Annotated in this window: 18 protein-coding genes; 9 read left to right on the forward strand and 9 right to left on the reverse strand. The window is 33.4% G+C overall.

The window, feature by feature from the left end:
* Window positions 1-5: 5 nt before the first annotated feature.
* Window positions 6-524: a hypothetical protein gene (locus tag A9G08_RS04785; RefSeq protein ID WP_141673927.1), complete on the reverse strand. Its 519-nt coding sequence runs from the start codon at window positions 522-524 to the stop codon at window positions 6-8.
* Window positions 525-861: 337 nt separating this feature from the next.
* On the opposite strand from A9G08_RS04785, the gene leuS reads away from it, so the two are divergent.
* The 5 genes from leuS (at window position 862) to infA (ending at window position 6069) form a co-directional block, all read left to right on the forward strand.
* Complete coding sequence (gene leuS, locus A9G08_RS04790; RefSeq protein ID WP_065562598.1) at window positions 862-3444, forward strand: leucine--tRNA ligase; 2583 nt, start codon at window positions 862-864, stop codon at window positions 3442-3444.
* 36 nt (window positions 3445-3480) lie between these two features.
* A complete protein-coding gene (gene lptE, locus A9G08_RS04795; protein ID WP_065562599.1) occupies window positions 3481-3975 on the forward strand; it encodes an LPS assembly lipoprotein LptE in 495 nt (164 codons plus the stop codon).
* Between the two features lie 2 nt (window positions 3976-3977).
* Window positions 3978-4982, forward strand: coding sequence for a DNA polymerase III subunit delta (gene holA, locus A9G08_RS04800; protein WP_065562600.1), 1005 nt, complete (start codon window positions 3978-3980; stop codon window positions 4980-4982).
* Window positions 4976-5632: a nicotinate-nucleotide adenylyltransferase gene (gene nadD / locus A9G08_RS04805; protein WP_065562601.1), complete on the forward strand. Its 657-nt coding sequence runs from the start codon at window positions 4976-4978 to the stop codon at window positions 5630-5632. Before holA ends, nadD begins: the two co-directional genes overlap by 7 nt.
* Window positions 5633-5850: 218 nt before the next feature.
* The gene (infA, locus tag A9G08_RS04815; protein ID WP_025315083.1) at window positions 5851-6069 is read left to right on the forward strand and encodes a translation initiation factor IF-1; all 219 of its coding nucleotides are present in this window, start codon (window positions 5851-5853) and stop codon (window positions 6067-6069) included.
* 118 nt (window positions 6070-6187) lie between these two features.
* On the opposite strand, the gene A9G08_RS04820 is transcribed toward infA, so the two are convergent.
* The gene (locus A9G08_RS04820; protein WP_065562603.1) at window positions 6188-7651 is read right to left on the reverse strand and encodes an amino acid permease; all 1464 of its coding nucleotides are present in this window, start codon (window positions 7649-7651) and stop codon (window positions 6188-6190) included.
* A gap of 177 nt (window positions 7652-7828) precedes the next feature.
* Entirely contained in the window at window positions 7829-8095 is a 267-nt protein-coding gene (locus tag A9G08_RS04825; protein WP_065562604.1) for a YkgJ family cysteine cluster protein, read from the reverse strand.
* A 108-nt stretch (window positions 8096-8203) separates the two neighbouring features.
* Between A9G08_RS04825 and efpL the strand changes: the two genes are divergently transcribed.
* The 4 genes from efpL (at window position 8204) to A9G08_RS04845 (ending at window position 11984) form a co-directional block, all read left to right on the forward strand.
* Window positions 8204-8776, forward strand: a complete 573-nt coding sequence (efpL, locus tag A9G08_RS04830; protein WP_065562605.1) for an elongation factor P-like protein EfpL — start codon at window positions 8204-8206, stop codon at window positions 8774-8776.
* Window positions 8777-8790: 14 nt separating this feature from the next.
* Window positions 8791-9687, forward strand: coding sequence for a tRNA 2-thiocytidine(32) synthetase TtcA (gene ttcA, locus A9G08_RS04835; RefSeq protein WP_065562606.1), 897 nt, complete (start codon window positions 8791-8793; stop codon window positions 9685-9687).
* A gap of 229 nt (window positions 9688-9916) precedes the next feature.
* Window positions 9917-10744, forward strand: coding sequence for an MBL fold metallo-hydrolase (locus A9G08_RS04840; RefSeq protein WP_065562607.1), 828 nt, complete (start codon window positions 9917-9919; stop codon window positions 10742-10744).
* A 13-nt stretch (window positions 10745-10757) separates the two neighbouring features.
* Window positions 10758-11984 (forward strand): MFS transporter, encoded by a 1227-nt coding sequence (locus A9G08_RS04845; RefSeq protein WP_065562608.1) that lies wholly within the window; start codon window positions 10758-10760, stop codon window positions 11982-11984.
* Between the two features lie 31 nt (window positions 11985-12015).
* Here the strand turns inward: A9G08_RS04845 and A9G08_RS04850 are convergent, their stop codons facing one another.
* The 6 genes from A9G08_RS04850 to A9G08_RS04880 form a co-directional block, all read right to left on the reverse strand.
* Complete coding sequence (locus tag A9G08_RS04850) at window positions 12016-14184, reverse strand: extracellular solute-binding protein (protein ID WP_065562609.1); 2169 nt, start codon at window positions 14182-14184, stop codon at window positions 12016-12018.
* A gap of 75 nt (window positions 14185-14259) precedes the next feature.
* Complete coding sequence (glnE, locus tag A9G08_RS04855) at window positions 14260-17100, reverse strand: bifunctional [glutamate--ammonia ligase]-adenylyl-L-tyrosine phosphorylase/[glutamate--ammonia-ligase] adenylyltransferase (RefSeq protein WP_065562610.1); 2841 nt, start codon at window positions 17098-17100, stop codon at window positions 14260-14262.
* A gap of 254 nt (window positions 17101-17354) precedes the next feature.
* A complete protein-coding gene (locus tag A9G08_RS04860) occupies window positions 17355-19811 on the reverse strand; it encodes an autotransporter outer membrane beta-barrel domain-containing protein (RefSeq protein ID WP_176701516.1) in 2457 nt (818 codons plus the stop codon).
* 1370 nt (window positions 19812-21181) lie between these two features.
* Window positions 21182-22099, reverse strand: a complete 918-nt coding sequence (locus A9G08_RS04870; protein ID WP_065562613.1) for a CYTH domain-containing protein — start codon at window positions 22097-22099, stop codon at window positions 21182-21184.
* Between the two features lie 371 nt (window positions 22100-22470).
* Window positions 22471-22875 (reverse strand): ClpXP protease specificity-enhancing factor, encoded by a 405-nt coding sequence (locus A9G08_RS04875; RefSeq protein ID WP_081299489.1) that lies wholly within the window; start codon window positions 22873-22875, stop codon window positions 22471-22473.
* A gap of 48 nt (window positions 22876-22923) precedes the next feature.
* Window positions 22924-23556, reverse strand: coding sequence for a glutathione S-transferase N-terminal domain-containing protein (locus A9G08_RS04880; RefSeq protein ID WP_065562614.1), 633 nt, complete (start codon window positions 23554-23556; stop codon window positions 22924-22926).
* Between the last annotated feature and the right edge of the window lie 187 nt (window positions 23557-23743).

Raw genomic sequence — 23743 nt, forward strand, 5'->3', positions numbered from 1 at the left:
ATGAGTTACTTTCTAACATATAAATAACGGTATTCTCCATGATCATAATTTGTATTTGTTAATGCTTTTGTTAGTTCTTGGGTAAGTTTAGTTGATAACGTTGTATCCGATGAGGATAATGTAAAATCTGGCTTTATAATTTGTTCATCCACATATTGTATAAATTGAAGAAATTGATCAATATCTTTTTTGGATAAATAGATACTTTTTGCCACCATCATATTAATAACCTTATTATCAAACTCCAAAATAATCGTATGATATAGCACTACGGTACTTTTAAACATTATTACTGTTTGTAATGCTGACCATTGAAACGTTTGATTCAATTTTTTATGGTCATCAATACTAATCGAATATGAATTGACATTGATCGTCATTTTTTTACGGAACAAGCGAGCAATACATATAGCAAATAGAAAGACAGAAAATAATTCCGGAACAAGGAGTCCAACAATAAAAATAACCTCAAAGTATTGGTTGGGAATCATCGGCATGATCGCATCAGAGAAAAATAAATACATGAGACACCCAAGGACTAAAACACCAAAGCAACAAATGAGTATCATTAAACTTATAAATGAGCGCCGAGTGAAACAGCGAAATTCAAATGCACGATTTTCCATAAACTATTCCTGATATTTTTTAGAAATATATCTTAAGTTTTTTTAATATATACTGGGAAGCAAAGATTTATTTCTTTTTTTATTTTTATTGTTAACTTTATTGATTTTAATTCATATCAATATTGTTATCAAATCATCCTCCTTGTTTCATATATCGTTTGTAAAACGTGCCAATAACCAATACAATTAGCAGATTATTTTTTATTAGCAATAATAGATAGGACATTAATTCGTCATGCAAGAACAATATCGCCCAGATGAAATTGAAGCCAAAGTACAACAACATTGGCAAGAAGAGAAAACTTTCCACGTTACTGAAGATCCATCTAAAGAAAAGTATTACTGTTTGTCGATGCTTCCTTATCCTTCAGGTCGTTTGCATCTTGGTCATGTCCGTAATTATACCATCGGTGATACGATCTCACGTTATCAACGCTTAAACGGCAAGAATGTTTTACAGCCAATCGGTTGGGATGCATTTGGATTGCCAGCAGAAGGCGCAGCCGTTAAAAATAATACAGCACCAGCTAAATGGACTTATGAAAATATTGCTTATATGAAAAAGCAGTTGCAATTACTTGGTTTTGGTTATGATTGGGACCGCGAAGTTACGACTTGTCGTCCTGAGTATTACAAATGGGAACAATGGTTTTTTACTAAATTATTTGAGAAAGGTTTAGTTTATAAAAAGACTTCAGCTGTTAACTGGTGCCCTAACGATCAAACTGTACTAGCTAATGAGCAAGTAGTTGAAGGTTGTTGTTGGCGTTGTAATACTCCGGTTGAGCGTAAAGAGATTCCACAATGGTTTATTAAAATCACTGATTATGCCGATGAGTTATTGAATGATTTAGATACGCTTGAGAGTTGGCCAGAACAAGTTAAGACCATGCAACGTAACTGGATTGGTCGTTCTGAAGGGGTGGAATTTGACTTTGCTGTTGAAAATTATAGCGATAAGTTACGCGTTTATACTACTCGCCCTGATACGTTAATGGGTGTGAGTTTTGTATCTGTGGCGGCTGAGCATCCTCTTGCTCAATTAGCTGCGCAAAACAATCCTAAAATTGCTGAGTTTATTGCTGAATGTAAAACCACGAAAACCGCTGAAGCTGATATGGCTACAATGGAAAAGAAAGGTATGGCGACTGGATTTTTTGCCATCCATCCATTAACCGGTAATAAGGTTCCAGTTTGGATCGCTAATTTTGTATTAATTGAATATGGTACTGGTGCTGTGATGGCTGTACCGGGTCACGATGAACGCGATTATGAATTTGCATCAAAATATAATTTACCAATTAAACCAGTTATCTTAAATCAAGATGGGCAAGCTCCTGACCTTTCTGAGCAAGCTTATACTGAGCACGGTAAATTATTTAATTCAGGTGAGTTTGATGGTCTTGATTTTGATCAAGCTTTCAATGCTATCGCCGATAAACTTATTGCGTTAGGTATTGGTAACCGTAAAGTGAATTATCGTTTACGCGATTGGGGTGTTTCTCGCCAACGTTATTGGGGAGCGCCGATTCCAATGGTGACGCTTGAAGATGGTACAACGATCCCAACACCTGAAGATCAACTTCCCGTCATTTTACCTGAAAATGTTGAAATGAATGGGATAACCAGTCCTATTAAAGCCGATCCCGAGTGGGCAAAAACAACTGTTAATGGTCAACCAGCCCTTCGAGAAACAGATACTTTCGATACCTTTATGGAGTCATCTTGGTATTATGCTCGCTATACTTGCCCGCATTATGACAAAGGTATGTTAGATGAAAAAGCAGCTAATTATTGGTTACCTGTTGATCAGTATGTTGGTGGTATCGAACATGCGATTATGCATTTACTTTATTTCCGATTCTTCCATAAATTAATGCGTGATTTCGGTTTGGTTAAATCAGATGAGCCTGCTAAACGTTTACTTTGCCAAGGTATGGTTTTAGCTGATGCTTTTTATTATACCAGCCCAACTAACGAGCGTATTTGGGTTTCACCAACCGAGGTGACCATTGAACGTGATGATAAAGGCCGTATTGCTAAAGCAATAGATAGTAAAGGCAATGAACTTGTTCATGCTGGTATGACTAAGATGTCAAAATCGAAAAACAACGGTATTGATCCACAAGAGATGGTAGAAAAATACGGAGCTGATACTGTTCGTTTATTTATGATGTTCGCATCCCCAGCTGATATGACGCTTGAATGGCAAGAATCCGGTGTTGAGGGCGCTAATCGATTTATTAAACGTGTTTGGCGTTTAGTTTTCGAGCATTCTCAACTTGGTAAAACTGCTGCGCTCGATATCGCTAAATTGAATGCTGAACAGAAAGCTTTACGTCGTGAATTACATAAAACAATTGCTAAAGTGAGTGATGATATTGGTCGTCGTCAAACTTTCAATACAGCTATTGCTGCGGTGATGGAGTTTATGAATCGCTTACAAAAAGCACCACAAGACACTGATCAAGATCGCGCATTGATGGATGAGTCTTTAAATGCAGTAGTTCGATTACTTTATCCTATGATGCCACACGCTTGTTTTGTTATGTGGCAAGCATTAGGTCATAGTGAAACAATTGATAATGCTTCATGGCCAGTTGCTGATGAGTCAGCTATGGTTGAAGACGAAAAATTAATTGTTGTGCAAATCAATGGTAAAGTGCGTGGTAAATTTACTGTACCTGCTGATGCTCAGCAAGATTATGTTGTAGAGCAAGCTAAACAAGAGCCAAATATTGAAAAATACTTAGCTGATGCCACAATTCGCAAAGTGATTTATGTACCAGGTAAATTATTGAATCTGGTTGTAAGTTAATATTGTTGGATAACTTGGATATAGGTGGTAATACCAATGAAAAAATATTTAGCTTTACTGATGTTATTAGCGATATCGCTAACGGGATGTGGATTTCATTTGCAGTATGAAACTGAAGTCCCTGCTCGATTTAAAACGCTTTCATATGTTAGTGGTGATCCTTATGGTCGTTTATCGAGAAATATTAAAGAGTTGCTACGCGATAATAAAGTCACTTTGGCTAATATTAATGATCCGGCTAATTACCCATCACTCAGAATAGTGGGTGATTCATTGAGTAAAAGCACCATATCCATTTATCAAGATGGTAAAGCAGCAGAATATCAATTAGTACTAACGATTCAAGCTCAAGTAGTAATTGCGGGTGAACAAATTCATCCAATTAATGTTCGTGTTTTCCGTACGTTCTTTGATAATCCAGCCGCAGCACTTGCGAAAACAGTCGAGCAAAATCTAATTGAAGACGAAATGTATAAGCAGGCTGCAAAACAGATCATCCGTAAATTAAAATCGGTTGATACACCTAATTAACGATGAAAAAAATTAGTGCAGAAAAAATCACCCACCAGTTAGGATCACCCTATTATTTAATTTTAGGTAGTGATCCTTACTTGCAACATTATGCGCAAACTGAGTTACGTAAAGCGTTTAAACAAGCTGGATATGACGAGCAACTTTCTTTCACGATAAACTCTCAAACTGATTGGCCGGCAATGTATGAAAGTTGTCAGGCGATGAATTTGTTTTCTAGTAAAACCTTGCTATGTTTAGACATTGGTGAAGGTGTGCTTAATGTTTCAGTTGCTACAAAATTAAATACGTTATGTGAAATGTTAACGCCTGATATCGGGTTGATAATCAGCTTAGTTAAGATTACCAAGACTCAAGAAAATTCAGCATGGTATAAGGCCTTGTCTGATAATTTAGTGGTTGTGAATTGTTCAACGCCAGAAGTAGCACAATTACCATCATGGATAAAAACCTATTTGCAACAAATGCAAATGACAATTGAGCAACCTGGAATTGAATTGCTTAGTTATTATTATGAAGGTAATTTGTTGGCTTTAACGCAAATTATTGAGCAATTAAAGTTACTTTACCCTAATCAGACTATTAATTATGAGCAAGTAGAATCAAATATTAATGATTCAGCAATATTCTCGCCTTATCATTGGGTTGATGCAATGGTTTACAATAAATCTAAGCGGGCAATGCATGTGTTACACCAGCTTAAAATGAATGATTTCGAGCCATTGATATTATTGCGTATTATTCAACGTGAGTTGATTTTGTTGATCAATTTAAAATTGGCTTTAGCAGAAAAATCCCCGCGCCAAGTTTTTGACGAATATCGAATTTGGCAAAATAAAAGAAAGATGTATAGTGATTATTTAAGTCGATTCGATATCAAGCATCTATTTGCTCTATTGGCCACTTTAACTGAAATCGAGATTAGCTTAAAACATAATAATGATTTACCTATTTGGGATGCTCTGTTGAATTTAACTATGCAGTTTATGGGATTAGATAATTGTTAACAGCACTCTTTGGTGGCACCTTTGATCCTATCCATTATGGGCATTTGCGCCCTGCTCTAGCCTTAGCCAAAGAGGTTGGATTGAATAATATTAGTTTATTGCCAAATCGAATCCCTGCTCATAAACCACAGCCAGAAGCCAAAACAGAACAACGTTTAGCTATGTTAAAATTAGCTATATCTGATTATTCGCTTTTTTCCATCGATACACGAGAATTAGAACCACAGCTAATCAATCAACCCTCTTTTACTGTTGATACGCTTAGGGCATGGCGTGAACAAAATGGTACCCTATCAGGCTTGGCTTTTATTATAGGGCAAGACTCTTTGCTTAATTTACCCACTTGGAAAGAGTGGCAAAAGTTGCTCGATTATTGTCATTTGCTTATTTGTAAAAGGCCAGGTTATCCCCAAACTAACGATGATAGCAATTTGCAAGCATGGATTAATCAACATCAAACAAAAGATAGCCAAGCGTTACATCATTATCCAAATGGTTATATCTATTTTGCTAATACACCACTTGAATCGATTTCAGCGACAGAAATAAGGCTAAATATCGATAATCAACAATGCTGTGAAAAGTTGTTACCGAGCAAAGTTTGGCACTACATACATGAACATGGAATTTATAATTCAAAGAAATGTTAGAAATGACTTTACATCTGTGAGTTTTTTCGGCATTATTTTGCCGCTATATTTAGATAATCTGATTATAGCTGTTCTGTGTCTATACTCATATTCAATGAATTTGCACACACCAAAAATTGGTGATTTAGTTGATAAATTCGCTTTTCTAATTAAACATAAAGAAAATCGGAATATTGATTTGAGTATATTTAATTTGTATTTAATTTTAAGAGGCCCCAATGGCAAAAGAAGATAACATTGAAATGCAAGGTACTATTCTTGATACTCTTCCGAATACGATGTTCCGAGTTGAACTTGAAAACGGTCATGTTGTTACTGCACATATTTCTGGAAAGATGAGAAAGAACTATATTCGTATTCTTACTGGCGATAAAGTAACTGTTGAAATGACACCTTACGATCTTTCAAAAGCACGTATCATATTCCGTAGTCGCTAATATCGTTATCGCACTTGTTTTTGTATTATTAACCAGTTTATTGGTTATTTTCTCTTTCTTAATACAATTCCGTCGACAGATGTCGACGGAAGTGCAATCTAATCTAGATATGACTTGTTTAGTCCATTTGAGAAAAATCCATCTGATCGTATTTTATCCATTTTGTCTTTTTAACAATCTTATAACCAAAATAAATTGAAAGAAATAATGGGATACCTATATAAGTTGCAATAACGCCATTCCAATCAATGGTATCTTGTAAAAATGCTTCATAATTTTGACCGAGTGTAATAATCAAACAAAGCACAAAAGCAAAAATAGGACCAAATGGGAAACAACTTGATCGGTAAGGTAATTTATTGAGATCTCGTCCTTGTGTGACATAACCTTTTCTAAAACGATAGTGGCTAATTGCAATACCAAGCCATGCAATAAATCCTGTCATACCTGACATATTTAGTAGCCATAAATAGACCACTTGATCTTTGTATAATGACGTTAAGAAACAGAGCATAGCCACTAATGTAGTTGCGAATAACGCCATATCAGGCACGCCTGTTGAAGATAATCGACTGAAAATCTTAGGCGCTTTACCTTCTTTTGCTAATGCATATAACATACGTGTTGAAGCATATAAGCCAGAGTTACCAGCAGAAAGAACCGATGTTAAAATTACCGCATTCATGATAGCCGCTGCGGATAATAGTCCTGCATGTTGGAAAACTAAGGTAAATGGACTAACGCTGATATCCGTTTCATCATTACGAAGTAAGTTAGGATCAGTGTATGGAATAATTAAACTAATTACTAAGATGGCAAAGATATAAAATAGCAGTATTCGCCAAAAAACTTGTTTCATTGCTTTTGGTATATTTTTTTCTGGATCTTTAGATTCGCCCGCCGCAATACCAATTAGCTCAGTACCTTGGAATGAGAATCCAACAACCATCGCCACACCGATCATTGATGAGAATCCACCGACAAATGGAGCCCCCTCTATTTCCCAATTTTGCCAACCAGCATTTTCAGCACCTTTTAAAATGCCAATTATCATTAATAAGCCAACAACAATAAATAAAATAACGGTGACCACTTTGATTAATGAAAACCAAAATTCTGCTTCACCAAATCCTTTTACAGAAATATAGTTTAAGCAAAAAATAATGCTTAGGAACAATAGGCTCCATAACCAACTATAGGCACCAGCATCGAACCAATAGGAAATAACTAATTGTGCTGCAACTAAGTCAACAGCAACAGTAATTGCCCAGTTATACCAATAGTTCCAACCAATGGCAAAACCAAATGCTTCATCTACATAACGAGCTCCATAAGTTGCAAAGGTTCCCGAAACGGGAAGATAAGCAGCTAGCTCTCCAAGACTAGTCATTAAAAAATAAACCATTATGCCGATAATAGCATAAGATAGTAATGCGCCTCCTGGACCTGCTTGTGCAACTGTTGCACCAGAAGCGACAAATAGCCCTGTACCAATTGAGCCACCAATAGCAATCATTGCTAAATGGCGAGCTTTCAAATCACGCTTTAATTTTTTCGTCATATCAATTTTCTTCTTGTTAATTAAATTTACTAATTATTTTAACTACACCTAATATGATGTAGCTTAGTAACTGATTTAAGCTAATTTATTTAAATATTTATCATTAGCTAATTAAAGTGCGTGAAGTGTATCAAAAAAATTTATGTGCGAGATAAATAATTCTAATAATACAGCCGATATGTTAAATATTAGCAATACTTAGTTGCTAGTAAGCTGTTCTAATTGAGTTAAATAATCTAATGCCTGGTTACGATTTGTTCCACACATTTCATAACATGGCCTTAGGTGACTGCAAACTTGAGGTCTGGTTGATTGGCCAAATAATTTGCATAATAAATTTTCATCCAAATGGATACATGCAACACCTGCTGGTTTTCCCTTAGGCATACCAGGCATAGCAGATGAGATCGACGGTGCAATACAACATGCCCCACAGTTTCTTCGACATTGGAATGATTCAGTCATGAGATTAGATTAGATGAGATTGTTTTATAAATTTTATTGGTGACAATAGCAAGTTAAGGGTAAAATAGCGAGCTAATTTTTAACTCTATTTAATATGAAGAATCTATTATGGCTAAAGCTAATGAAATTAAACGGGGTGATGCTGTCACCTATAACGGTAAGTTGTTACTTGTAAAAGAAATTGATGTACAAAGCCCTAGTGCTCGTGGCGCAAGTACACTTTATAAAATGCGTTTTACCGATGTTAAATCTGGAGGTAAAGTTGAAGAACGTTTTAAGGGTGATGATGTTTTAGACACTATAGAACTATTTCGACGTCCTGTAAGCTTTTCTTATATTGATGGGGATGAATATGTATTCATGGATAATGAAGACTATACTCCGTTTATTTTTAAGAAAGATCAAATTGAAGAAGAACTTCTTTTTATCCCAGAAGGCGGTATGGATGGAATTCAAGTTTTGATGGCTGAAAATGAAGTTGTCGCTCTAGAATTACCACAAACAGTTGAACTTGAAATTATTGAAACCTCGCCAAGTATAAAAGGTGCTTCGGCAAGCGCACGTACTAAACCTGCAACATTGTCTACTGGCCTTGTTATTCAAGTACCTGAATATATTGATAACCACGAAAAAGTTAAAATTCATATTGCTGAACGCCGATATATGAGCCGAGCGGAATAATCTATTAAATCGTAATGAATACATACAATCAAAATAAATTACATAAACGATTGCGTCGTCTCACTGGCGAGGCAATCGCTGATTTTAATATGATTGAAGAAGGCGATCGTATAATGGTCTGTCTATCTGGCGGTAAAGATAGTTATACATTGCTAGATATTTTAATTAATTTAAAAATCAGTGCACCAGTGCAATTTGAATTAGTTGCAGTCAATTTAGATCAAAAGCAGCCAGGATTTCCTGAACATGTTTTACCTGATTACCTCGAATCTTTAGGTATTGAGTATAAAATTGTTCAAGAAAATACTTATGGTATTGTTAAAGAAAAGATCCCTGAAGGCAAGACCACGTGTTCACTCTGTTCTAGGCTTCGACGAGGTATTTTATATCGCACAGCAACTGAGCTCTGTGCGACAAAAATTGCGCTTGGCCATCATCGTGATGATATTTTAGAAACATTATTTTTAAATATGTTTTATGGCGGAAAACTTAAAGCGATGCCTCCAAAATTAATGAATGATTCAGGTGAACATATTATTATTCGACCACTTGCGTACTGCAAAGAAAAGGATATTGCAAAATATGCTGAAATTAAGCAATTCCCTATCATTCCATGTAATCTTTGTGGTTCACAACCTAATTTACAACGTCAAGTGATCAAAGAGATGTTAAATGATTGGGATAAGAAGTTTCCTGGTCGTATAGAAACTATGTTCAGAGCCACGCAGAATATTACCCTTTCTCATTTATGTGATACCAATTTATATGATTTCAAAGGTATTAAGAAAGGTGATATTGATGTTAATGGTGGTGATTTAGCATTTGATCATGAAGAGTTACCAGCTATGGTCGGATTTGATACATCGGAACTAGATGATAAAAATCTGATTCTTTGGAAAGAGGCCAACTAAAAAACCCTTCAATTTAATTTCTTTTTTTATCGGCGATAATCTATATCGTCGATAATCCTTTCTGATATTAAAACAATAATCGATTGTATATAAACTTTGATCTAGCTCACGAATTGACAAAAAAAAATCCATTTTTATTGTGGTTCTAATGACATTAAAATAAAATTGAAACGTTCCAATTTTCATAAAATAACGATGTATGAAAAATAAATAAATATAGGAGAACAATGTGAAAATACATTTTTTGGGTACTGCTGCATCAGAAGGTATCCCAAATCCTTTTTGTAAATGTCAGATTTGTGAAAAATCTCGTATTCAGAAAGGTAAAAATATAAGAACTCGAAGTTCGATTCTTATTGATGATATTGTGCAAATCGATTTTGCTCCGGAATATAGCTATCAAGCAATGAGAGAAAACATTGATGTTACTAAAATAAAGGACTTATTATTTACTCATACTCATCCTGACCATTTTAATGTGGGCGATCTATTTAGCCGTATGGTGGATTATGGTTTTAATATCGACCACCCTCTTTACGTTTATGGAAATGATATTGCCATAAATGGTTGTTTGAATGTAGTACCTGGTTATAGTCCTGAACGTTTTGTATTTAATTTATTAGTTCCATTTCAAACTGTTGTAACCTCAGCTGGTTATACCGTTACAGCTTTGTTAGCTAATCATGCTAAATGGGAATTTTGCTTTATTTACTTGATTGAGAAAGATGGAAAAACGTTTCTACACGGACATGACTCTGGCTATTTTCCTGAACTCACATGGCAATGGCTAAAAGATAGTGGCAAAAAAATTGATATGGCTATTTTTGAGTGTACTTATGGATATAAACAAAATGATAAGACCAATAATCATATGAGTATTGAAACTGTTATCGCTACTCAAAAGCGCATGTTGGATGATGGTATTTTTAGCTCAAGCACTCAACTTATCACGTCTCACCACTCTCATAGCAGTGGTTTTATGCATAATGAATTAGTTGAAATATTCAAACCTTACAATATTGAAGTAGCCTATGATGGCTTGACGAAGACGATTTAATACGGAGCTTTATATGTTTAAAATACCACGTTTATTGGTAATGATGTTTTTACAATATTTTGTGCAAGGTGCATGGAATATGGTTATTGGGGCAGTACTTGCTGCTTATGGATTGAAAGAAATTGTTGGTTCGACTTATTCAGTTTTAGGAATCGCAACTATTATCTCTCCGCTTTTCATTGGAATGATCGCTGATAGGTTCATTGCATCACAAAAAGTGATGGGCATATTACATATTCTCAATGCAGTTGTTTTATTTATCATTCCTAATTTTGTTGAAAGTGGCAATATTGCTGGCTTTTTAATCATGATTTTTATCGTTGGTTTATTATTTTATCCAACAACAGCATTAGCTAATAGCGTTAGTTTTAGGCATATAGATGGTGTGCGCTGGTTCCCAATTATTCGTGTATTTGGCACCATTGGTTTTATGATTGTAGGATTAATTCTTGGTTATACTGGTTTTTCTAGCTCCATTAACTCATTTTTACTTGCTTCTGGTGCATCTGTGGTTTATGGGATTTATTGTTTTACTTTACCTAACACACCACCTACAAGTCGAAATAAGAAATTCTCAATCCGTGATGCAATGTGTTTAGATGCATTATCACTTTTCAAAGATAAGTATTTCACTATTTTTATGCTGTCTACTTTTGTCCTAATGATAACTAAAACTGCATATAGTGCTTATTTACCAGTATATTTACCTGTATTAGATTTAGAGCCTGCTTCAATGATGCAAATTGCTATCGCTACAGAAGTGTTATTTATGTTCCTTCTATCTTTCTTATTAGGTCGTTTTGGTTTCAAAAAAATCATTTTATTCGGCGCAATTTGTTGGGTAATTCGTAGCATGATGTTATCACTGGCCGCAACATCAGAAGATAATATGTTCTTCTATATTATTGGTACGCTATTGTTACAAGGTATTTGTTGGGACTTCTTCTTTACTGCTGGTGATATCTATGTTGATAAGAAAGCAGGTCCAGAAATTAAAGCGCAAGCTCAAGGGTTACGTTTTATTGTTTCTAATGGCTTTGGTGTATTTATGGCTGCGTCAGTATGTGGCTTTATCAATAACCGCGTTGTTACAGAGAAGACATTACCTAATGCTGGTCCACAATGGCAAGAGTTCTGGATCTATCCTGCGGTAGTTGCTGCAATTGTTGCTGTAGGTTTCTGGTATTTCTTTAAAGATAAAGATGTCATCATGGCACCTAAAAAAGTAGAATCAGATTAATTTCTTACTCTTACTTTAATATGGCTAATAATTATTTATTAGCCATACTTTTTTCTATCTCACTATTAATCATCTCTATGACTTGTTTTGAACTATATTGGTTAGTTATCCACTGTGTTAAATACTTTCCAATAATATTTTCAATCAGTCTTAAATTAATAGCATTACCTGTCATGCTATTTTCTCGAATGCCATTGGCATATTGTTGTTGCGCCACTGGTAACCATGGATAACTATTTATAATTCGATGATTTTGGAAAATAGTGTTTTGTGCGGTTGCTCCACCAAGTAATGCTATTTGTTCGCTGATTTCGTTGGAGTAAAGCCAATTAAAAAAGGTTTTTACTTGTTCATTTTTTTGACTATATTTTGACATACCAAGGGAACCTCCACCAAATAGTGATTTTTTTCCCGGTACTTTAGCGTATCCAACCAAAGGCAATATATTACGATGATTAATATAGCCAAATAAATTCATATAAACAATTAACATAGCTAGCTTGCCTTGTTCAAATAAATTTACTGATTCTTGCCACCAAGCTGATTGTATATTTTTGGCAACGCTAATGTATGATTGCAAATGATTTAAAGTAGTTATAGCAATTGTGGTATTTAAACCAAATTTATTGCCATTAATTAGTTTTCCTCCTTGAGAATAATAGCGAACTAAAAATTCAGATGCGATAAGTTCATAATTACCGAGCGTAATACAACTACCGAACTCTACTGGCGATTCCGTATTTTGCTGTTGATTAAAAAAGGTCGCAATTTGATCGAACTCTTTGAAGTTTTTAGGGACATTAAGATGTTGTCGATATGCTTCAAAATAAGCACGCTTAATTAATGGATCAGTAAATAAGTCTTTGCGATAAAAGAGCATTTGAACACTAGGATCAAAAGGAATAGCATAAGCAGAATTATCTACATAGCTAAAGCGTTCTACAATTTCTTGTGGATATTTTGCAAACAGTTGATTCAAGTTAATATCTAATTCTGATAAAGGTTTGAATATCGATGGTGCAAACCAAGGTAATCCAGCCATATCAATTCGTATAATATCAATTTGCTGATGTTGTTCAAATTGATTAAGAATATGATATATTTCGTCGAAAGGTTTTATAATTAAATTTACATCAATACCGCTCGTCTTTTTGAAATGTGGTAATAGTTTTTTTACCGCCTGCGTTGATGGGCTGGGTAAGATTAAAAAGTTAATAGTTTCTGAAGATTTAGTTATATTTTCTGAATTCAAATCAGGCAATAATGAAAAACCTTTATTATCAAGATTGGTTGTGTTTTTGCCTTCTACTAGTTTGATAATTTGTTCACTTAATATGCCATAGTTCATATGGTATTGATAAATGTTATCTTCATAAAAAAAACTGTTATTGGTTAATGTATAAATGGGTGGGCAAGATTTTAAACTTCCAAAAAAATTAGCATTACGAATAAAATGTGCTCGCTCAATATCCATGGTAATTAGCGCATCATAATTAACCTGTTCTTCTTCAAAAAAACTAAAAGCTAAATTGTAGGTACCATTAGAAGGTTTAGATGCAATACTATTCAATGTCACATCATAATGATGCTTTTTGAACGTGTTTAGTAAACCTTTTTTGAAGTTTTTAGTATGAGTGTGATGCTCTGAATGACTAAATAAGCCAATTCTTCGATACGTTTTTTTGATTAATTCATTAGCAATATCCCGTCCAGCTTTCTCATAATCAAGAGATATGAATTGCAATGCTGAGATAGGCTTTCGATAGACAAAGATAATTTTTTCTTTTGGTAATTTAATTTTTTGATAATAGGAGTTAGCATCTGATAATGAACTAACAACGATAACTGCATGATCCCGTTTTACAGCTACCTTTTGGATTAATTGTAATTCCAGTTCTTTAGAGTCATAAGTTAAATAAAGCGAAAGCTCATAACCAAGTCGGTTGGCTTGACTAAACAGACCATCATATAAATTAGTATATTGTTCGGAAGTGATATTTGGTAGTATAACCGAAATAGACTTATTTGAACCTTCTTTTAAAATTTTGGCAGATAAATTGATTTGATAACCTAATTGTTGAATCGCTTGTTCAACTAATTTTATTTTTTTTAAACTGACATTACCACGATCATTGAGTACATTTGAGACAGTACCATGAGATACACCAGCAAGTTTTGCTATGTCTTTGATCGTCGCCATTTGGTATTACACTCCATAAATTTTCACTTCAATCAAACCAACTTTATTAAACAATTATAAGTATATTAGAACTAATTAGTCTTTAAGCCATTTTAGCCAGCTTTGATTGACGATCTCTTTTTCTGATTTGAAACATGAGTCATCAACAATGCTCGGTAAGAGTTGCAACGATAATTGATGGATTTCATTTCGCATATCAATATAAGCTTTAGTGAGTTGCTGGGCTTCTAGGTTGTCCATAATTTGATAGTTAGCTGCAAGCTCCAAGATCCGTACGTTGTCACTCCATGTGGTCATTTTAGGATATTGATGTGCGTAGTTGAGTACTAGATATTGTGATAAGAATTCAATATCACCAATACCACCTGCATCTATTTTTAAATTAAATTGATGTGGCGCTGTTGTGCCTAAATGTGCCCGCATCTTTTCACGCATCTCTCGAACTTCAGTTTTTAATACTCTGTCTTCACGGTTTTTACATAAAACAGTATGCCTAATTTCGTTAAAGCGTTTAATAAGTTCAATCTCACCATAAACGGCTCTTGCTCTAACTAATGCTTGATGTTCCCAAGTCCATGCCTCATTCATTTGGTAGTCATAAAATGCACTTAAACTACAAGCTAATAGTCCTGCATCCCCTTGCGGACGTAAGCGAACATCAACTTCATAAAGAATACCAAAGCTAGTACGTACATTGAATAAATGAATTATTCGTTGTACCAGTCGTAAATAAAACTGGCGGCTATCAATTTGTTTATCACCATCCGTTATACTATCAACAGGGCAGTCATGAAGAAATACGAGATCTAAATCTGAACCATATCCCAATTCCCAACCACCTAATTTACCATAAGCAATAATAACTAACCCTTTTTGATTATCGGTTAAATGTGCTGGCTTTCCATAACGAGCAATCATCTGATTCCATGCCATTTGAACAACAAAATCGAGAAGCGATTCTGCAACATAGGTTAAATGATCACTTACTTTCATGGTATTTAATACATGTTCAACATCAGCAGCGGCGATATGTAGGAGTTGCATTTGTTTGAATTGTCTTAATGCCTCAAGTTGTTGTTCTTCATCATCAACCTCAATTCGAAGTAAGTATTGATAAAGTTCACTTTTATATTCATTAGGGGCAACAGTTTGATAAAGTGAGTGAATATCAATAAGCTCATCCAATAAGATTGGATAATGTGCAAGTTGCTCACTAATCATAGGTGAGGCACTACATAATCGAATGAGTTGTTTTAATGCCGTTGGGTATTCGAGCAGTAACTCTAAATAAGTTGTTCGGCTAACAATATTGACTAGTAACGGTAAAATTCGTGATAGTATTATTAATGCATGCTTATCATTACAAATTAATTCTAATAATTTTGGCATTAGCTGATCGAGTATTTCACGCCCTCTAACACCAATGGTCCGTTTACTGATATCATCACGAAATTGACAAAGCATTTGATAAAGCTGTTTGGCATCATCAGGTGAATAGTTCAATAGTACTGAAGTAACATCACTTAATTGTAAATCAGGCACCCAAAGGTCATTATAGTGATCGTTGTTCGTATTTTGTGTTGATTCAGTTGATTCATCACCAATAAGTTGATTAAATATTTGCCGAGTAAATTGCATTCTTTTAGTAAGTTCAGATACAAATTCATTCCAGCTTCTAAAATTCATGCCTATTGCTATACGTATTTGGTCTAATTCATCTTCTGGTAGTGTTTGTGTTTGTTCATCATGTATAGCCTGTAATAGGTTCTCACAACGACGTAGGAAGAAGTAATTTTCACGTAGAGCATCTACTTCATTAGCATTAAGTAGTGATTCTTGTTCTATCACTTGTAAAGCAGTCAATAAGGAACGTGTTTGTAGGCCAATCACACGTCCACCACGTATAAGTTGAAATACTTGTACGATGAATTCTATTTCTCGAATACCACCTGCACCAAGTTTAATATTGTTGGTTAGACCTCGACGACGAACTTCACGTTCAATCATGCCTTTCATGTTTCGCAAAGATTGTAAGACACTAAAATCAATATAACGGCGGTATACAAATGGTTTTAACATTTGGTAAAGCTCTTTAGTGTATGGATCTTGTTGATCACCGAGTATTTTCGCTTTTACCATGGCGTAACGTTCCCAGTCTCTTCCTTGCTCTTGGTAGTAGTCTTCCATCGCTGAAAAACTTAAAACAAGTGGACCGCCATCACCTAGAGGACGTAAACGCATGTCAACTCGGTAGACAAAACCATCTTCAGTAATTTGATCTAAAGCTTTTATTAAACGCTGCCCTAAACGTGTGAAAAAGACCGCGTTATCTAATTCGCGACGACCACCTTGTGTTTGCCCATGTTCAGGATAAGTAAAAATAAGGTCAATATCAGATGAAAAATTAAGTTCTCCTCCACCGAGTTTCCCCATGCCTAGAATAAGTAAAGGTTGCGCCTCTCCTTGCATATTACAAGGGGTTCCCCACTCTTTACAACTAAGCTCATATAGCCAATCTCGTGCAGTGACAATAATCACCTCAGCTAGCTCAGTAAGTTGTAATAAAATTTGTTCATCGCTACTTGTTTGCGTTAATTGTGACCATTCAAGCCTTACTAAAATGTAGCGTCTGAATAATCTTAAAGTTTTCATTAGTTCCAACTCATCAAATACCGATGCTAACTTTTCATTTAACCATTGTTGATAGTAACTTCTTTCATCAGCTTGAGGAGGATTGTTAATAATGTCTGTCAACCAATCTGGAAACCGATAAAAAGCATCAACAATAAAATCACTTTGTACCAAAATATCAAGATTATTTTGTACCGCAATTGAATCACATTGTGATAATTGCGATGTAATTTTCTGTTTTTGCTCTGCAATTAATGGTGAAACTAGCGATATAGGCTGAGACATAATAAGCACTCACTTAAACTTGTTGATAAAATCACCTAATTAACTATTATAAATGACTTTTTAACTTCACATATCTTTTTATTAAACAAATTGTAAAAAAGAGTATTGATATCATTTCAATAGTAGATTAGCTGATAATTAATGAAAACGATTTGAAAGACGAGTTGAGACTTGTTTATTGAATAAAGTGACTACGCAGGGTAGTCACTTTAAGTTAATGTCTATTTTTTAAATTATTAGATAGTCTCTAATTATTAGAAACTATAACGGTAACCTAAGTTAACTTGTTTTTGGTCAAATTTATTACCGAATGAATAAACAACATCTGTATAGATATGGTGTTGTTTGTTAAACTGTACATCTACACCAATACCGTTATCCCACCAATTACCACCGAAATCATATTTTTCTTTTGCAACATGGTTAAAGACATAAGATGTTTCACCATCAAACTCTTTCACATAACCAGTTTTTAGGTATACATCAACTATATTATCATCTTGGGTAAAGCTGTTGCCTAGGACAATACTTGCTCTACCGAGTAATGAATTATAACTGTCCAATTTAGTTCTTAATCCATTGGTCGCATTGATGACTGCACTTCCTTGATGAGAATAAGTTAATTGAGCTTGAGGTTCAAAATACCAACCTTGATTTGGTAATGAATTGAAATAGAATCGTTGACCTAGTTCAGTCCCTATTGAAAAACCATTAGTATTACCATCACCTTTTACGAAATAACCCCCACCGGTACGAGTATTAAATTTATTCGACATTCTCATATATTTAATTAAACCGTCGATATAAAACCCTGATTGGTTTAGGTATGTGCCGTAAAGTGCTGCATAGTAGCCTTTAGTGTTACCATCACCTACATGATGATCTATATTTCCTCGGCTTAAACCACCCATGATACCATAATAGATATCACCATTTGTATTTTCAACTTTTCGATCCACACCAAGTTGTAAGCCATAATAATCCATATCAAAATTCGATAAACGTTTATCGTTGAATGAACTTAATTTACCACCATAAATACGACCCCAAGCATCACCATCAGATGTTTCGCCTTGACGAAGTTTACCCATTCTTTGCATTAAAGTTTGTGTTTCAATGTAACTAATCAAGTAACTGGAGTTTAGAATATTTGCCGCATTTTGAGCTGTATTGGTTAAATTAGGCTTAGTTGGATTTACTGTTTTCTTTTGAGCTGATAATACCCAATCTTCTGAACCACTATTACGTTCATCAGTGACTTTAGTTAGAGTATTAAATTGGTATGCACCAATATCAACTGATGGTGAAGTCAAATTAAAATTAGCACCACCACCTTCAGTTTCAACTAAAGTAAGTTTTTCATTACCAGTAACTGCTGCTGAACCATTGTTGTCATCTCTAATTGAGATATTGTGATTACCAGTTGCTTGTGAAGAGCCAGTAATTTTGAGTAAATCATTAGCAAAACCACTACCGATGGAAGTGCGCAATTCAAATAGCCCATTTCCAGATAATGAATTTGCCGTTAAAGTCATGTTATTTAAACCATCAAGTATTGTATTTGATGTTGCATAATCATGACCAAAACTTACTTTGGCATAATTAGTTAACGTAAGGGAATCAACAGATGAGCTATTGGTCATATTCCATTGGCTTTGACTACCATCTATCTTAACATTGATAGTACCTTTATTCGCAGATGAAGATGTATTATCAATTGAAGTTAATAATGTCGAGCCATCAGTTAAATCAAGATTAATCTGTCCTGAACTGGCTGCATAAATATCCCCCTTAATATTCGATTTACCATTAACAGTTATTTCACCAGCAGTCGACTGTATTGCGTTATAATTGTTATAACTAGTTGAAACAATGTTATTAACATTTGAGCCACTATTAATGAATAATTTTCCTGCTTTTTGGTCCATGTAGACAGCGGTTCCATTAGCAGTTGTAACATCTAATCCATTATTAAATTTAATAACACTGTCTGCATTTGGGTTAGCACCAGCATATTCCTGGAACGCAACACCAGTCGAATTAGTGCCACTCATATTAATCGTTACTTTTTCGTTAAAGTTTAGATTTATACCAAGTGAATCTGGTGCGTTATTCAGTAAGGATAAAATACCATAACTACCATTTCCTACTGACTGTATGTTAACTTCACCATTGAAGTTGCCTTCAGTTTTTGATGAATTTGAACCGTTATAAGCTCGAATTCCAATGAAACTGCCATTTGATGTACCGGTCCCTATTATAGTTACCTTTTTATCAAAATCAGCTTTCCCCGTATTAGCAAAATAAATACCGGTACCATCTTTAACATTTAGGCGAATGTCACTTAAAGCATTGACTTTCCCATTTGAAAGAACATGGATATTACTTATTTTATTATAATTACCTGTTGCATTAGTTTGAATTACAAATTCATCCATTCCGGTATCAATGGTTAAAGTTTTACCATTATATCCTGATTTAATACCGTAATCTTGATTGCCTGTAATGTTGATATGAGGTGCAGCAACACCTGTTATATTTTGAATAATAATATCTTCAGTTGAAGAAACAGCTATACCACTATTAGTATGAGTCCCAATATTAGATGCATCTATAATAGTTAAAGCACTTGCAAGATTAGGTGTAACCAAGCAAGTACCTAATATTAATTTGACCAAGAGATCAATTTTATTTAAATTACTTTTAAACACATAAACTCCATTTATTTGACATTTACCAACCATTATATTAGTTAATTCAAATCTTAACAAATCAAACAAAAGTTAACCTATTGTTGTAATTTATAAAATTAACCAAAAATGACAAAGTATCAAAAAAAATAGTTAATGTCTATATTGATTATTTAATGATTTAACTAAATGTTTTTTTATAATCTGAAAATAAAAAATTGTGAGCCTAAAATAAATTTCTATAAGATTTAGCTGTTTTTTAACATGAGATGGGAAGTTTTTTTATTTGAGTTTAAAAAACATACATATGAAGTAAGTTTTAAGATGATTATGTATTGGAAGCTAATTTATTTATTAGTTACTTTACCAATACATATATACCAACTTGTATTATTGTGTGATATTAATTTTATTATTTTTTGAACCAAATAACAGTTTGGTCATGATTTTAACCATTATAGAGCTTAGAATAAGCACGATTCCTATTATGGCCCATGTATAACACAATGAAAAATTTTTGGATAATCTATAATATACTTTTAAATATTCATACAGAGAAATTGATACCCAAAAAATTATTATAACCAATATACAGTTGAAGATGAATATACTTATCGAACATAATATAAGCTTTTTTAAGTTTAAAACTTCTGTTACACCGGTAAAACATTTTCTTAACAAAAAATAGCCGATCAAATTAGTAATTAATAAAAATATAGTTAAACATATTATATTTAGAATAATACCTATGAAACTGAAATGTACACCATAAAATGAATTAATGGAAAAATATAGGGTGCTAAAATAACAATTATAAAGCAAAATAAATACACCAAGGTGTAACCGTTGACTCTCTGATTGAGTTGGTACGTCACAGTCATGAATAAATTTTTTATTTAACAATTTAATACTAAAATAAGTCCATAATGCTACAAAAATATAAATAGTTATTATCACAATAAAATTAATAATCTCATTGAATAGAGAATAATTGCTATCAAAGAAAAGGTAACTAATTTTAGATTGAACCCATGGATTAATACTGTTGTAAAGAAACCATCGCCCTGCAATATCCATTGATGTAATTAATATAGCAACAAGTAACGTATTAGTAATATTTCTCGAATTGACCTGATTAATTGAATATTTATAAAATAATACTATGGAAAATACAAATACAATAATTGAGTTTGGTATTTGGTAATAGAAGTTGATTAATACTTGCTTAGTTAAATTTTTAATAAGTTGATTACTTGTCATATTTGACAGTAAAAAATAATCATCAAATCCAGTAAAATAGACAGCAATATATAAAATATTAAATAACCAATAAAATAAAACTAATAATAGTGGTAATTTAAAAAAAGTTCTTTCCAATTTCATTTTTATACCTATATTTTATTTATTTCTGAAATTAGCCTAAGTTTGAATTTTGTGTTTACCTCGCTATAAGCAAAATTTTTAATCGAGTTAATACGTTGCATTGCCATTTGCCACTGCTCAAATTCTAGCTTAATTTCAAAATTCTTATTTATTAATATTTCATTTATTTGAATAAGTAGCTGTTTATAATAAGTTAAATCATTATTTTCTAAAGCATATTCTTCATTTTGTTGCCAAAAGTTTAGTAGGCTTGGCAAATCCTGTTCAATTTGTGGAGAATAAACGCTAGGAGTAATAGGCACATTGAGAAATAAGCGATATCCTCGTGAAGCCTTACTCTGAGAAAACAGATGTAAGCTAAAGCGACTTAATTCAATCGCAAAGTTGATCAAATCTTGTTTATTACCCTGTTTTATCTCGAGCTCAACTTCTTGTATTGGTTTAGATTGTCTGTTTGAGGTAATGCTGCCTATATCTAAAGCAACTTCTATTTCACTATTGGCAAATGATATCAACCAAGTTTGACGTTTAAAATTAGTCGTAAAAAGTGGATTTAACTGGATTAAACCATCAGGTAATGCCTCTTTGGGCAGCACACTTAAATCTAATTTGTCATTAGGTAAAGGCCGATTAATTTCAATTCGTTCGTGTAAGCCACTCACAGAATTACCCTTTGATTTCACGGTAATTTCATAACACTTATTTTGACCATCTTCAGTACTTCGAATACGCAAACCACAACCATTTTGTCTCAATAAATGATCTTCGGTATCATAATAAGTATTAGTTAATTTTAGTTGATTGGTTAAATTTTTTTGTGATGAAAATTCTGCTTCATCACAATAAACCCATTGATTTAAATAACTTTGTAAGTGTTCTATATCACTTTGATTGATTTGAAACTTTAATTCAATTTCGTTACTCATTTGTCTGTTTTCATTATTTATTTTGCCATATGATATACCGATTAGGCTAACAAATATAGGCTATCATCAACTATAATATGATTAAAGCTATAGCGACATTCAGGATGATAAATAAACAAGATAAAATAATTAATACTTTATAGGTAAAAGTGTATAGAAAAAGCAGTAGAAAAGTGGAATTATATAAATTAATTAACTAAACACTTTTTTATAAAACTTATTCTTAATTTTAAACATCACAAGATAACAATCTTGTTTAAATTGTGTGATTTAGGTTAGCTAGTTTTAGCATGGGTATTCCAATAGGTAGGAAAATATCCTATTTATTAGTTAAATTTTCAATAGGATAATAAAAAAATAATTAAGGATAGCTATTTAACAACCCTAAAAGGATTTGCAGGTTTAACATTTTCGGATTGCTTAGTTGCACTTTGTCTTAAGGCTTTGTAGTGTGGTTCATCTTCAAACCCCATCCCTACTCCGTTTTCACGAGCATAAATAGCTTCAATAGCAGCCATTGGCACAACAATATGTTGAGGAACACCAGAAAATCTAGCATTGAATTCGATTTGATCATTATTGGCCAAATACTGTCCTACTGATTGGGGTGCAATATTGAGTACTATCTGATTATCCTTCACAAACTCTTGTGGAACTAATACACCATCAATAGACGTATTCACCACAACATAAGGAGTTAAATCATTATCTAAAATCCAGTCATAAAATGCCCTAAATATATAAGGGCGTCGAGGAGTCATGTCATCAAGTTCCATAACGGCTACCTTGTTTAATTGCTAATCTGTCATTAGATAAAATAAATTTTAAGCTCTAATCTTTCTTTCATCTTCAGTTAAAGAATTTATAAAAGCAGGTCGTTCAAATACACGTGCCATATAAGAAAGATAGTTTTTCTCTGCAACTTTTGGCAATTCAATACCAATCAATGGTAAACGCCATAGTAAAGGAGCAAAATAGCAATCACACAAAGTAAAATCATCACTCATAAAGTAATCTTTTTCTTTGAACATGACAGAAATAGAAACTAAGTCATCAAGTAAGTTTTTACGAGCCTCTTTAGCTTTACTACTATCAGGATCTTTTAAGATCGTTTCGTAGGCGCTATACCATTCTTTTTTAATGCGATACATTGTTAAGCGGGAATTAGCTCTAACAATTGGGTATACCGGCATTAATGGTGGGTGAGGAAAACGTTCATCTAAATACTCTAATGCAATATGTGTTTCATAAAGAGTTAGATCACGATCGATTAAGGTAGGAATTGAACCATACGGATTAAGATCCAATAATTCTTGAGGTAAAGTATTTGATGTAACAAACTCGATCTCAGCTGTTACCCCTTTTTCTGCCAGCACAAAACGAATCTGATGGCCGTAAATGTCAGTTGTATCACAAAATAATGTCATCACAGAACGTTTATTAACAGCAACAACCATGTTCACTCCAAATATGCGAAATTTCAATTAAGTTTAAATATGGTTACTATTCTAGCAAATTGGATAACAAATTTGTTAAAAAAATATATTTTCTTTTTGTTTTTTCGGCGAATAATCATTTTTGAACGTAAATTAATTTCAATAAAGTAAGAGAAAGATAACAAAGATTATTATTATCTATTTGAAT

Origin of the sequence: Gilliamella sp. wkB195 (assembly GCF_001690445.1) — a bacterium.
GTDB lineage: Bacteria > Pseudomonadota > Gammaproteobacteria > Enterobacterales > Orbaceae > Gilliamella > Gilliamella apicola_E.